The sequence below is a fragment of the Hymenobacter cyanobacteriorum genome, assembly GCF_022631375.1.
Taxonomy (GTDB): domain Bacteria; phylum Bacteroidota; class Bacteroidia; order Cytophagales; family Hymenobacteraceae; genus Hymenobacter; species Hymenobacter cyanobacteriorum.
In genome coordinates this window covers 440,486-452,664 of record NZ_JALBGC010000004.1, presented here as the reverse complement: position 1 = coordinate 452,664, position 12,179 = coordinate 440,486, and the positions used below count along the sequence as shown (strand labels likewise).

At 60.1% G+C, this 12,179-nt stretch carries 12 protein-coding genes; 6 read left to right on the top strand and 6 right to left on the bottom strand.

Annotation, left to right across the window (positions count from 1 at the left end; genetic code table 11):
* The gene (locus MON38_RS16220) at positions 1-807 is read right to left on the bottom strand and encodes a hypothetical protein (RefSeq protein ID WP_241937193.1); all 807 of its coding nucleotides are present in this window, start codon (positions 805-807) and stop codon (positions 1-3) included.
* Between the two features lie 100 nt (positions 808-907).
* Here MON38_RS16220 and MON38_RS16215 point away from each other — a divergent pair, with 100 nt between their 5' ends.
* From MON38_RS16215 to MON38_RS16200, 4 genes are all read left to right on the top strand, one after another.
* Positions 908-1,174 carry a barstar family protein gene (locus tag MON38_RS16215; protein WP_241937192.1) on the top strand — a complete coding sequence of 89 codons (267 nt, stop codon included), beginning with the start codon at positions 908-910 and terminating at the stop codon, positions 1,172-1,174.
* A 115-nt stretch (positions 1,175-1,289) separates the two neighbouring features.
* Positions 1,290-2,015 carry a hypothetical protein gene (locus MON38_RS16210; RefSeq protein ID WP_241937191.1) on the top strand — a complete coding sequence of 242 codons (726 nt, stop codon included), beginning with the start codon at positions 1,290-1,292 and terminating at the stop codon, positions 2,013-2,015.
* A gap of 30 nt (positions 2,016-2,045) precedes the next feature.
* Positions 2,046-3,035, top strand: coding sequence for an ABC transporter ATP-binding protein (locus MON38_RS16205; RefSeq protein WP_241937190.1), 990 nt, complete (start codon positions 2,046-2,048; stop codon positions 3,033-3,035).
* 144 nt (positions 3,036-3,179) lie between these two features.
* Complete coding sequence (locus tag MON38_RS16200) at positions 3,180-3,989, top strand: SDR family NAD(P)-dependent oxidoreductase (RefSeq protein ID WP_241937189.1); 810 nt, start codon at positions 3,180-3,182, stop codon at positions 3,987-3,989.
* Positions 3,990-4,049: 60 nt separating this feature from the next.
* Here MON38_RS16200 and MON38_RS16195 read toward each other — a convergent pair whose 3' ends face one another.
* Complete coding sequence (locus tag MON38_RS16195; RefSeq protein WP_241937188.1) at positions 4,050-5,087, bottom strand: hypothetical protein; 1,038 nt, start codon at positions 5,085-5,087, stop codon at positions 4,050-4,052.
* Between the two features lie 378 nt (positions 5,088-5,465).
* Between MON38_RS16195 and MON38_RS16190 the strand changes: the two genes are divergently transcribed.
* The gene (locus MON38_RS16190; protein WP_241937187.1) at positions 5,466-6,404 is read left to right on the top strand and encodes an NAD(P)-dependent oxidoreductase; all 939 of its coding nucleotides are present in this window, start codon (positions 5,466-5,468) and stop codon (positions 6,402-6,404) included.
* A 198-nt stretch (positions 6,405-6,602) separates the two neighbouring features.
* Here the strand turns inward: MON38_RS16190 and MON38_RS16185 are convergent, their stop codons facing one another.
* Together MON38_RS16185 and MON38_RS16180 are read right to left on the bottom strand one after the other, a co-directional pair.
* Positions 6,603-7,553, bottom strand: coding sequence for a pectinesterase family protein (locus tag MON38_RS16185; protein WP_241937186.1), 951 nt, complete (start codon positions 7,551-7,553; stop codon positions 6,603-6,605).
* An 89-nt stretch (positions 7,554-7,642) separates the two neighbouring features.
* Positions 7,643-8,584 (bottom strand): pectinesterase family protein, encoded by a 942-nt coding sequence (locus MON38_RS16180; RefSeq protein WP_241937185.1) that lies wholly within the window; start codon positions 8,582-8,584, stop codon positions 7,643-7,645.
* A 157-nt stretch (positions 8,585-8,741) separates the two neighbouring features.
* On the opposite strand from MON38_RS16180, the gene MON38_RS16175 reads away from it, so the two are divergent.
* Positions 8,742-9,431 carry a carboxypeptidase-like regulatory domain-containing protein gene (locus MON38_RS16175; RefSeq protein ID WP_241937184.1) on the top strand — a complete coding sequence of 230 codons (690 nt, stop codon included), beginning with the start codon at positions 8,742-8,744 and terminating at the stop codon, positions 9,429-9,431.
* A gap of 51 nt (positions 9,432-9,482) precedes the next feature.
* Here MON38_RS16175 and MON38_RS16170 read toward each other — a convergent pair whose 3' ends face one another.
* Complete coding sequence (locus tag MON38_RS16170) at positions 9,483-10,313, bottom strand: enoyl-ACP reductase FabI (RefSeq protein WP_241937183.1); 831 nt, start codon at positions 10,311-10,313, stop codon at positions 9,483-9,485.
* A gap of 75 nt (positions 10,314-10,388) precedes the next feature.
* The gene (recN, locus tag MON38_RS16165) at positions 10,389-12,074 is read right to left on the bottom strand and encodes a DNA repair protein RecN (protein ID WP_241937182.1); all 1,686 of its coding nucleotides are present in this window, start codon (positions 12,072-12,074) and stop codon (positions 10,389-10,391) included.
* Positions 12,075-12,179: the final 105 nt, after the last annotated feature.

Genomic DNA, 12,179 nt, shown 5'->3' with positions numbered 1-12,179 from the left:
TTAAAACCACGGAAATCCGTCTATTATTCCTTTTTTTACTCTTATTGGCCCTGAGCCAACTATAAGATATTTTTCATCAGCAACTACTTCACCGTTTACTGTAAAAACCCTATTAGATAACTTAGGCTTTACGCCTGCTTCGTCACAATCAATAATAATTGATTCATCATGACCATAAGCAAGCCTATATTTTTCTGGCCAGAAGACTTTTTCAACTAATCCATTACTGATATAAACTCCCCACTTCTCCTCGGTAATGTATCGCCCATCGGGCGCGCGCTCATCATTCACATAGGCAGCATCACCTGAACTCACCTTAGCGTCTCGGCCAAAGAAATCTAGCCTGACACCTTGTGATGTAGTTGCAGACGATTTATGCACTTCTGATAAGGCCGTATTCGGCTTATCCAGATTTATTGCGTTTCTAACTTCCAACGTTCGCAAGTACTCTCCGACATTTAAATCTGGAATTAGCTGCCGATTGGCCAACACAAATCTGCTTTCTGGTTTTCCGTCTCTGGCTAGGATTAGTAGGGCATCTGTGAAAAATAAGTGATTCAGCAGCAACTTATCAACCTTTCGGTCAATCAAGATGCTTTGCGCTGGGGCAATGTATTCCCAATTACCCATCTGTACTTGACCGTCTAAAGACATTAACAAATCGCCGCTCCGGCGAAAAATGTATGTCTGCTGGCGTCCGTCTTCGTCAATTAGCACCCAAGGCTTATCCACAAACAATTCCACTTGTTCCAAAGATTGATTAAACTGGCGCAGGCGGGGCAAAAGGGTTTGAAGGAAACCAAGCATGTAATGAGTTGAATTAATGATTTAATTGCTACTAGACCAAGGTAAGCTCTGCAGCTGTTGGAATCAATATAGCACAAGTATAGTGTTCCATATTATACCCATGACCATCGACCTCACCGACATCGATACCAAAGCCGCTTTTCACATGCTGATGAAACGCGAGCTGGGCTTTCCCGACTGGTACGGTGTGAGCTGGGACGCCTTCTGGGATGCCATCATCGCCGTGGTCGAAATGCCGGATACCGTGGTGTTGCAGCACTGGCAAGCCTTCGCCCAGGCCTGCCCCCACGACATGGCCATCCTGCGCGACATCATCGCCAACTACCCCCGCGAAAAGCCCGGCAAGCAGTTCCTGCTCACTTCGTAAGTGGCTGCGCAGTGGCAGCATTGCGTCCTAAATAGGAAAGCATAGATTTCCTGAAGTTGTTGCTCATTCAGCGCTGTATTGGCTATTTTTACAGCCCTTTCCAAAACGCTGCATTATGAAACAACTTTTCTACTCATTGGGCTTGAGCATCGCCCTGCTCGCCGGCTGCAAAGACAAAGCAGAAGAAGAGCCTCGGTTCGAAGCCACGGGCACCTACACAATCACCACGGCTCCGGTGGCCGGGGCGGTACGGATGTTCACCCGGGCCGGCGAGGTCAGCAACGCGCCGCTTATCCGGCGTTTTGCGGAGCGCAATTATTCCGGCCTTTTATATTCGCCGGGAGCTGTTTCGCCTTACTTGTCGGGCGAACTGGCTTTCGCAGGCAATGGGCAAGCAACCCTCACCACCACGGCTAGCCAAATGGGCAGCGTAGTAGCCACCACGTTGGTTTGCGACATTACCAGCCAGACTTCCAAAAGCTTGGTGCTCACGAGCCGGCTGCCCACAGTTGCCTACACTCCCACTGCCCCCAATGCGTGCTACAGCATCGTGCGCGACATCAAAGGCGTTGCCCCCGTTTATACCTGCACGGCGCTGTCGCCCAGTACTGGCTATAGCGGCCAGTGCGAGTCGAAGCCGGTGTATGTGCTGAACCTGCGCGGTACCCAGCCCAGCCTGGCGCTGCTGTCCTACATTTTCTCGGCTGCCAATGCGGGCCAAACGTGCAGCCTTGGCTACCGGAACGATTTCAACACGTTTAACACCGCGCTGCCCGGCCGCCTCAATGCAGGCGATACCCTGGTGGTGCAGGAATCGGAACTGCCGCTCGTGAAGAAATAGTCCGGCCCCCGGCCCGTTCTTTGCGGCCGCATGCAGGACATTCTCACCGTCGCCAATCTCAGCCTCACCGAAAACGGCTTCACCGCGCTCCAGCCCATCAGTTTCCGCCAAAAAGCGGGGCAGAAGCTGGCGCTGGCCGGCGAAAGCGGGGCCGGCAAAAGCACGCTGCTACAACTGGTAGCCGGCCTCATTCAGCCCAGCACCGGCACGGTGAACGCCAACGGCAGCCGCGTGCGCGGCCCGCACGAAGTGTTGGTGCCCGGCCATCCCGGCGTGGCCTACCTCTCCCAAAAGTCTGATTTGCCGCAGTTTCTGCGCGTGGAGCAGGTGCTGCGCTACGCCAACAAGCGCCCCGAGGCCGAAGCCCAGGCCGTGTACGAGCTGTGCCGCATCACCCACCTGATGCCGCGGCGCACCGACCAGCTTTCCGGCGGCGAGCAGCAGCGCGTGGCGCTGGCCCGCCTGCTGCTGGGCGCGCCCCAGCTGCTGCTGCTCGATGAGCCGTTCTCGAACCTCGACCGCACGCACAAGCGCCTGTTGCAGGGCATCATTGAAGACCTGGGCACGCGGCTGGGCATCACCTGCCTGCTGGTATCGCACGATGCGACCGACGTGCTGGGCTGGGCCGATGAAATTCTGGTGCTGCACCGGGGCCGGCTGGTGCAGCAGGGCCCGCCGGAGCAGCTCTACCACCAGCCGGTAGATGAGGCCACGGCCGCGCTGTTTGGCGACTATAATCTGGCGGCTGGAGCCGCCCGCCGGGCGCTGCTGCCGGGCCGGCGCTTTCGCAAAGACACGGCGCTGCTGGTGCGGCCCGAGCAGCTGCGGCTGGGGCCGGCAACCGGCGGCGGGGCCGTGGGCACGGTGCGGGCGGTGCGGTTTCTGGGCAGCTATTGGGAAGTGGAAGTAGCGTTGGCAGAAAATACTTTACGGGCCAGAACAGAAACGTCGGATTGGCAGCCGGGCGATAAAGTAAGCGTAGCACTAGCAGCCGGCGGAGGCTGGAGTATCAACGTGTAGCGGAGGATTTGCGAGCCGTTGTGTGGATGTAAACGCAATGGGGGCGGACTCGCAGAGGCCCTGCTACGGGGCTAAGCCCGACAATAACCCGGTTTTGATGGGCTGCGTTAGGATTTATACCACCCTAACCAACTCCTCTTTCCCATGGCAGACCAAACCAAAACCGCCCTCATCACCGGCGCCAGCAGCGGCATCGGCCGCGAGCTGGCCAACTGCTTCGCGCAGGACAAGTACAACCTGATTCTGGTAGCGCTGGAGCCCGATTTGCTCGACAAAGCCGCTGCGGAAATCCGCCAGCAATTCGGCGTGCAGGTGACGACCATCGTGAAGGACCTGTTCAAGCGCGACGCACCGTTCGAAGTCTACAACGAAATCAAAGGAAAAGGCACCCAGATTGACGTGCTGGTGAACGACGCCGGCCAGGGCCAGTACGGCACCTTCGACACCACCGACGTGAACCGCGAGCTGGACATTATTCAGCTGAATATCGGGGCTTACGTGGTGTTCACGAAGCTGTACCTGCAGGAATTCAAGGCCCGCAACGAGGGCAAGATTCTGCTGGTAGGCAGCATTGCGGGCGAGCTGCCCGGCCCGCTGCAAGCCGTGTACCACGGCACCAAGGCCTTCGTGAACTCCTTCGCCGAGTCGATTCAGGAAGAGAACAAGGACAGCAACGTCACCATCACCAACCTGCTGCCCGGCGTCACCAAAACCGACTTCTTCAACAAAGCGCACATGACGCAGGCCAAAAACGTGGCCGACGGCAGCGGCATGGAGCCCGCCGACGTAGCCCGCGACGGCTACAAAGCCCTGATGGCCGGCGAGCACCGCGTCATTTCCGGCATCATGAACAACGTGCAGGTGGGCGCCAGCAAGCTGATGCCCGACCCGCTGGTGGCCGCCCAGGTGCACAAGCAAAGTGCCCCCGTAGATGGCAACGAAAGCGCCCGCTAACGGCCGCAGAACCATTAAAATCAGCAAAGCCCGGCCGCATTGGCCGGGCTTTGTGCGTTATCAGCTGCGGACGCGCGCTTTGGATTTCTTCGGATAGGGCTTCTTGTCCGGGGCGGGCTGCTCGGCGAATGCCTCGGGGCGGGCGGCGCGAATCTGCTCGGCGGCCACGCGCTGCAAGGCCACGGCCTCGGCCGGACTGATGCCGAGTGCTACGGCGGCCTGCTCGGCACCGCCGAGGGCGCGTGGGTCGTGGCCAGTGATTTCGCCGAACAGCACGCAGGCCGTGAGGTAGGCGCCCCAGTTGCTGGGGTGGTAGTGGTCTTCGGCCCACAGGTCGACTTTGCCGGGTTCGGGGGCGTAGGGGTTGCGCTGGGCCAAGCCGGTTTGCACGGCGCGCAGCCAGGCATCGCCGGCGGGTGCAATGCTCTTGAAGCCCGGGTTTTGGGCCAGCAGGCCGTAGTAAGAAGCGTGCAGCTCCTGGGCCATCGAGTCGATGGGCAGGCCGCTGAAGGCCTTGCCGGGCGGGTAGCAGAGGTCGGCGCGGGGCCAGGTCTGGAACAGGAATACGCTGGCGGCGGGGCTGGCGGCGTGCACGGCGCGCTCCAGCCGGGTGGCGTAGTCGCGAAACAACTCGGGGCGGCCGCCGTGGCGCGGGGGCAGCGCCCACTGGCTGTGCTCCTGCAGCACCACCGTGTGCCAGCGCGCCTGCTGAATGATGCCGAGGGCGTGCTCGTAGTGGTACTGCAACGGCCGGGCGTTGATTTCCTCGAAGTGGACCTCGTAGTTCAGGCCGGCCTCTTCGGTGAACTGCTGGAAGATGCCGGGAATGCCGCCCCACACCACGGGCTCGCCGGTGGTGGTTTCGCAGCGTGGGTGGGTGGCGGGCAAGCCGTAGTTTTCGTCCGTCACGTGGGCGGCGTTGTACGCCAGCACGGGCTGGTATTTGCCATGAAAAAAGCTATTGCCGACAAACAAAATGGTGTTGACGGGCCTAGCGGCTGGCATGCGGGCAGCCTGCTGGGCGCTGGCCGGAGTGGCCTGGCCGGCCAGCAGGCCCGCCGCAGCCAGCATCAGCAACTTGCGTAAGGGTTGAATCACAGCGTACGAGCAGAAAATTCCAATCGGCGGGCCGCTCCACAAGGCCGGCCGCCGCCCTCGCCCTAATGGGCGGGAATTTGGGCGCGCAAGAAACAGCTTTTTCCGCAAACCTTTCCCCTGCCTTCATTCAGGCGCGGGCATATAGCCGCTGCTGCTCCCAGGCACAGCGGCAGCCCCTTGCTAAAGCGAGCCAGCCTGGCACAAGGCCACCCGGGGCCCGTGCGGAGAAGCGCGGCGAGGAAACGAAAAAACCGGAAATCCAGTCGTTCGAGCCACTTCCGCACCAAAAATATGCCGCGCGGGCAGCAACTTTGTCCGTCGTCCCGTTTCAGGGGCTCACGCTTGCCAATTGCCTGCGGCCGTGCCGGCTGCTCCCCCATGCATCTCTTCGTTTATTCGCCTCTCAGCGCCTCGGCCCGCGCCTACCTGCAGCAGCAGCTTCCGGCCGAGATGGAAGCCACGTTCAGCCACGACTTAGCTCCCCAAGACCAGTTCCCGGCTTTTCAGGAGGCCGATGTGCTGCTTGGCAACCCGCCGCCCGTGTGGCTGGCGGCCGGCCCCTCGCCCCGGCTGCGCTTCTGGCAGATAGATTCGGCTGGCTTCGAGCGCTACCGCCACCTGCACCTGGCGCTGCCCGTGGCCAACATGGGCGACTTCTTTGCCTGGCCCTGTGCCGAAACCATGGTGGGCGGCCTGCTGGCCCTCTACCGCCACCTCGGCGAGCTGGCCGTGCTGCAATCGCACAAAAAGTGGGTGGGCGGCGCCTACGTGCGCAACCGCGCCGGCCTGTTGCGCGGCAAGCGCGTGGTGGTGCTGGGCGCGGGCGCCATTGCGCTGGCCCTGCGCCAGCAGCTTAGCGGTTTCGAATGCCCGGTACAGCTGCTGGCCCGCACCCACCCCGAGGCGCAGTTGCGCTCCAAAGAAGACCTGAAGGCCGCCCTGCCCGAAACCGACATCGTGATAAACACGCTGCCCGGCAGCGCCGAGGGCTTTTTCTCGGCCGATTTGGTACAGGCCATGCGCCCGGGCAGCATCTATGCCAGCGTGGGCCGCGGCAACACCACCGACGAGCCCGCCCTCATCCGCCTGCTGCAGGCCGGCTACCTCGGCGGGGCCGTGCTCGACGTAACCGCCATCGAACCCCTGCCTACCGACAACCCGCTCTGGACGCTGCCCAACGTCCTCCTCACCCAGCACACCGGCGGCGGCCAGCACCACGAAGACGAAAGCAAAGTCGACGTACTGCTGCGCAACCTCGAAAACCTGCGCCTCGGCCAGCCGCTGGAGAATCTGGTGGATTTGAGCCGGGGGTATTGAGGTTATCCTGTCATTGCGAGCGAAGCGCGGCAATCTTTCCTCTCGATGCACAAAGCCCTGAAAACATGAAAAGCCCCGGCGCTGGAATATTGCCGGAGCTTTTCGCTCTAATCAAAAGGCTTATCACAACTCAAGGTTGGCCGCTGCGAGAAGAAGGATTGCCACGCTCCACTTCGTTTCGCTCGCAATGACGACGGCCTACCGCGCCGGCACCCACGGCACCTCGGCCGCAAAAATTGCTTTCAGCGTGTAGCCCTTGGCTTCTTTGGCTGTGAGCTGGTGCGCCCACGGCACCCGCGCCGCCGGGGTAGCGCCCGGCCCAACGGAGCGGTATTCGGCGAAATAAGCCGTTTTTTCATTCGCCGGGTTCTTCCAGTTGTCCCAGCCGGTGGGCGCGATGTGGCTGCCCATTTCGGTGTTCAGGTACACCACTTTGGCATTGGGCCGCCAGGGCCGGCCGAGGTGCACCTTCTTAGCCAACGCCGTGTCGGCGGTCAGCTTGCAGTTCAGAAACACGAAGCCAAACGGCTGCTGCTCGGGCGTGGATGCGGCCGTGATGAACGAGTTTTTCTTGCTCTTGATAACGCAATGGTCGAACACGGCGGTGCTAGCTCCGAAGATGAAATCCGTGGTGCCTTCGAGGTAGCAGTCCTGGAAATACTGGCGGGTGTGGCCGGCGGCCAGAAACAGGATGTCCTGGTTGCCCACCACGCGGCAGTGGCGGAAGGTGGCGCGGTCGCCCTCCACGTGCAGGGCCACGGCCTGGCCGGCAGTGTAGCCGGCGGTATTGGCGAAAGTGAGGTTTTCGGCGGCGAAGTCGTTGGCTTGCACCAGCACCGAGTGCGACGAATACGTGTCGTGCCCGGCCGCGTCGCCGGTGTGGTCGTCGAAGGTGAGGATGGTGGTTTCGGCGTTTTCGCCCACTAATTTGAGGTGGGTTTTGAGGGTGTTCACCACCAGCTTTTCGCGGTAGGTGCCGGGCCTGATGCGGATGGTTACCGTCGTTTGCGACTGGTTGGGCACGGCATCTACGGCCGCCTGCACGGTGCGATAGGTGCCGCTGCCATCTTGCGCCACGGTGATGGAGCTGGTGGGCGTTTGGGCCAATGCCGGAGCGGCGGCCAGCAGCACGAGAAGTAGGGGTTTCATCATGTTTGTAGGGGCGGGGCTTGCCCCCGCCCGTCGTTGAACAGTGTCGTAATAACGGCGCGCCCGACGGGCGGGGGCAAGCCCCGCCCCTACGGCTGCCAGCCGTGCAGCACGCTGTCGCGGGTGTAATCTTTCGCCTCTGCCTCCGTGAGCTGATGCGACCACGCCGCCCGCTGCTTCGGCGCAGCGCCCGGCCCGCGCGATTGATACTCGGCGTAGTAGGCCGTTTTCTTGTTCGATTCCTTGTCCCACGGGTCCCAGCCTTCGGGCCGAATCACGGCTCCCAACTCGCAGTTCAGGAACACGGTTTTGGCGTAGGGCCGCCAGGGTCGGCCCAGCCCGAAACTGCCCGCCGGCGCATCGCCGGTAATTCGGCAGTGGCTGAACACGTAGCCGAACCGCGCCGTGTCGGGCGTACTGGCCGCGGTCACGAACCCGCCGCGCTTGCAGAAAATGGCGCAATCCTCGAACCACGCCGTGCTGGAGCCGAAGATAAAATCCACCGTGCCCTCGATGTAGCAATTCTTGTAAAACTGCCGGCTGCCGCGCCCATAGGTGTACAGCGTATCCTGAAAGCCCAGAAACCGACAGTTCACGAACGCGGCTTTGTCGCCATCCACCCACACGGCCACCGCCTGGCCCACCGGCCCCGATGAGTTCTGAAACGTGAGGTTCTCGGCCGAAAAATCCGCGCCGTAGATGTAGCAGCTTGCCGAGCCCGACGTGCCCTTGTCTTCGCCAAAAATATTCTTCTTCTGGTTGTAGTCGTCGTAAGTCAGGATGGTTTGGTCCCGGTCCTCCCCAATGAGCTTCACCAGCTGCTTGGAGCCCGCCAGCACCAGCTTTTCCTTATAAATACCCTTCTTAATGAAGATGGTAGTGACCTTTTTCCGGAAATCGGGCACCGCATCGAAGGCCGCCTGCACGGTGCGGAACCGGCCGCTGCCGTCGGCCGCCACCACGAAATCGTAGCCCCAGGCCCGGCCCAGCCCGCCGCAACTCAGCAGCATCAGCAGCAATAGATTCTTCATGGCTCAGCGCGGTTAGTGTGGCGCAAACCTAGCGGCTACGCGGGCCGAAAGCACGGATTATCTGCGCAATCGTTCCCGGCATAATTGCTAACAGTCGTGTCTTCAAGCTGTCGGCAGTATATTCGGATGCTTCTCCGCACAACTACCGCCTTCCCTCATGAAAGCCCCTTATTCTATTTGGTTTGCACTGGCAGTTTGTGTTGCGGGCTGCACCGAAAAAGAGGAATTGCCCGAATGCCCGGGTTCTTGCACTGTTGTGACGGGACGACTGCTTACGTCAGGCTCCGCACCGCTCTCCAATGCAGTCGTGACGCTGCAGTGGGCCGGTGGACCGGCGTATTCCCCTAAAGTGCGCAAAAAAGCCATTGCCACCACCGATGCCAATGGCCGTTACCGCGTCAGTGGCTTCCTGAGCGATGATGAGCTTGCCGATGGATTTATTGAGGTTGTCTTCAGCCCAGACAAGTCGAAATATTACCTGATTGGCGAGCCTGAGCTCGCTTTCTATCAACCCAAACGAGATACTGTTTATTCAGCCCCGGACTTTCTAATTCCCCGTAAAGGCTCTATAAATTTTGTTGTTACTAACCCCAGCCAAATTCCAACGTCGTATTCGTATTACGTCGATTTTAGCTCCTGCTACGGTGGAAATACTGTTTTTAGCCGGAATATTATGGGTGGCGGCGCTTCCATTAATTTATCAGGTCTTCCCACTCCTTATATCATAGATGCTCCAGCCGACCAGCGTATTTTGGTTAGGCAGCGTAAAAATGGAAGCTATATCGCCTTCGGTGATACTATTTTCGTTCCATCAGGCACTACGCAGACCTACACCCTGACCTACTAACAAAAAAGCCCGACCAACCGGCCGGGCTTTCTCCTATTCAACAAGTCAGGTCTACTCCTGCATGCCCGAAACTTTCGTCAGCACGTCCACCATCTCGGCCGAGATGCCGGTGGTGCTGAAGCCGCCGTCGTGCATCAGGTTCTGCATGGTCACGTAGCGCGTCAGGTCCGAAAACAGCGAGATGCAATAGTCGGCGCAGGCTTCGGCCGGGGCGTTGCCCAGCGGCGACATCATGTCGGCGAAGTTGTAGAACGCATCGAAGCCGGTGATGCCGGTGCCGGCCGTGGTTTTGGTGGGCGACTGCGACACCGTGTTCACGCGCACCTTTTTCAGCTTGCCGAAGCGCTGGCCGTAGCTGCGGGCAATGCTTTCGAGCATGGCCTTGGCCTGCGTCATGTCGGTGTAGTCGAGGAAGGCGCGCTGGGCCGCGATGTAGCTCAAAGCCACAATGCTGCCCCACTCGTTCATGGCGTCCTGCTTTTCGGCCACGGCCATCATCTTATGAAACGACAGGGCCGATACGTCGATGGTCTGGTTGAAGAATTTGTAGTCCAGCTCGCCGTAGTGCTTCTTTTTGCGGATGTTGGCGCTCATGCCAATGCTGTGCAGCACGAAGTCAATCTTGCCGCCCAGCTTCTCCTGTGCGCCCGAAAACAGCGCCTCCAGCTCCTCCGTCGAAGTCGCATCGGCCGGAATAATCGGCGCGTTGCACTCCTCGCTCAGCTTGTTGATTTCGCCCATGCGCATGGCCAGCGGCGCGTTGGTGAGCACGAAGCGCGCGCCTTCGGCGTGCGCGCGCTGGGCCACTTTCCAGGCAATGGATTGGTCGTTGAGCGCGCCGGAAATGATGCCGACTTTGCCGGCGAGGAGGTTGTTAGCCATTAGGTAAAGGAGTGAATGAGTAAGTGAGTAAATGAGCAGCTACTCGCGCCCAATCAAATTCAGGCGGCAAGTTACTCATTTACTCACTTGCTCATTTACCGTTTCGCCCCGCAGTGCCAACAGCTCGCGGGCGCTCTGGAAGGCGTTTTCGCTGGGCTTGGCCCCCGCAATCATGTGCGCGATTTCCTTGATGCGGTCGTCCTGGTTCAGCTCGCGGATGCGGCTCACGGTGCGGTCGGCACGGTCTTCCTTGTACACGAAGTAGTGCACGTCGCCGGCCGCCGCCATCTGCGGCAGGTGCGAAATGGCCACGAGCTGGTGCTTCTGCGCCATCTGCTGCATCATACGGCCCACTTTCACCGCAATTTCGCCCGAAATACCGGTGTCAATCTCGTCGAAAACAATCGTGGGCAACGCCGTCTTATCGGCCAGCATGTACTTAATGCACAGCATCAGGCGCGAGAACTCGCCGCCCGAGGCGGCTTTGCTCAGCGTCTGGGGCTGCGCGCCCTTGTTGGCCGTAAAGAGAATGCTCACCACGTCGATGCCGCTGGTGGCCGGCGCGCCGGTGCTGTGCTGCACTACAATGCGGGCATGCGGCATGCCGAGGTCGGCCAACAGCAGCCCCAGCTGCTTCTCAAAGTGCGGAAACGACTTGCGTCGGCTTTCCGACAGCTTGTTGCCCTGCTTGGTGACGGCGGCCAGCGCCGCGTCCGAATCCTTGCGCAGGCGGGCAATTTCCTTGTCCAGGTTCAGCACCGAGCTCACCTTCTGGCGCAGGTTGTCGCGCACGGCTATCAGCGCGGGCAGGTCGCGGGCCTGGTGCTTGCGCTGCAGCGTGTAGAGCACGTTCAGGCGGTCCTGCAGCTCCTCGGCGCGGGCGGGGTCGCCCTCGGTGCGGCGTTCGGCAGTTTCTACTTCGTCGGCAATGTCGTGCAGCTCAATCAGGCATGAGTTCAGGCGCTCGCGCAGCTCCTGAAAGTTGTCGGCGTAGCTCGCTACCTGGCCCAGCAGGCCCACGGCTTCCTTCAGGTTGCCGGTAGCGCAGGTTTCGCTGTCGCGCAGGCCATGAAGGGCTTGGCTCAACTTGTACTTGATTTCCTCGGCGTGCTCCAGCTGCTTGATTTCCTGCTCCAGCGCGTCCTGGTCTTCGTTATCGAGGCGAGCTTCTTCCAGCTCGTTCAACAGGAAGCTGTTGTAATCGAGCTCTTTGCTGGCCTGCGCGGCTTGGCTTTCCAGCGCGTTCAGGTCGGTTTCGAGCTTGCGGTACTGCCGGAAGGCGTGACTATACATGGTGCGCTGCGGCACCAGTCCGGCGTACAAATCCAGCAGGTTCAGCTGGAAAACGCCATCGCCCAGCAGCAGCGTATCGTGCTGCGAGTGAATATCCATCAGGTTGGCCCCTATTTTCCGCAGCGCCTCCAGCGTCACGGGCGTGTCGTTCACGAAGGCGCGCGACTTGCCGTTCGGGCTGATTTCGCGCCGCAGAATGCAGTGCGTGTCGTAGTCCAAATCCTCGGCCTCGAAAATATCCTGCAGCTGGTAATTGGCAATATCAAACTGTCCCTCAATCACGCACTTGCGCTCGGTGTCGAACAGCATGCGCGAGTCGGCCCGGTTGCCCAGCAGCAGGCCAATAGCACCCAGCATAATGGATTTGCCGGCCCCGGTTTCGCCCGTAATAATGTTCAGCAGCGGCGACGGGCGCAATTCCAATTGCTCAATCAGCGCGTAGTTATTAATCCGTAAATCGACTAGCATAATATATTCAGAACGTCATGCAGAGCGCAGCGAAGCATCTCGCGTGCGGCAGTAATTTCAATCAAATACTGTGTAATCAAAATTAATTACCAATTGCGAGCGAGA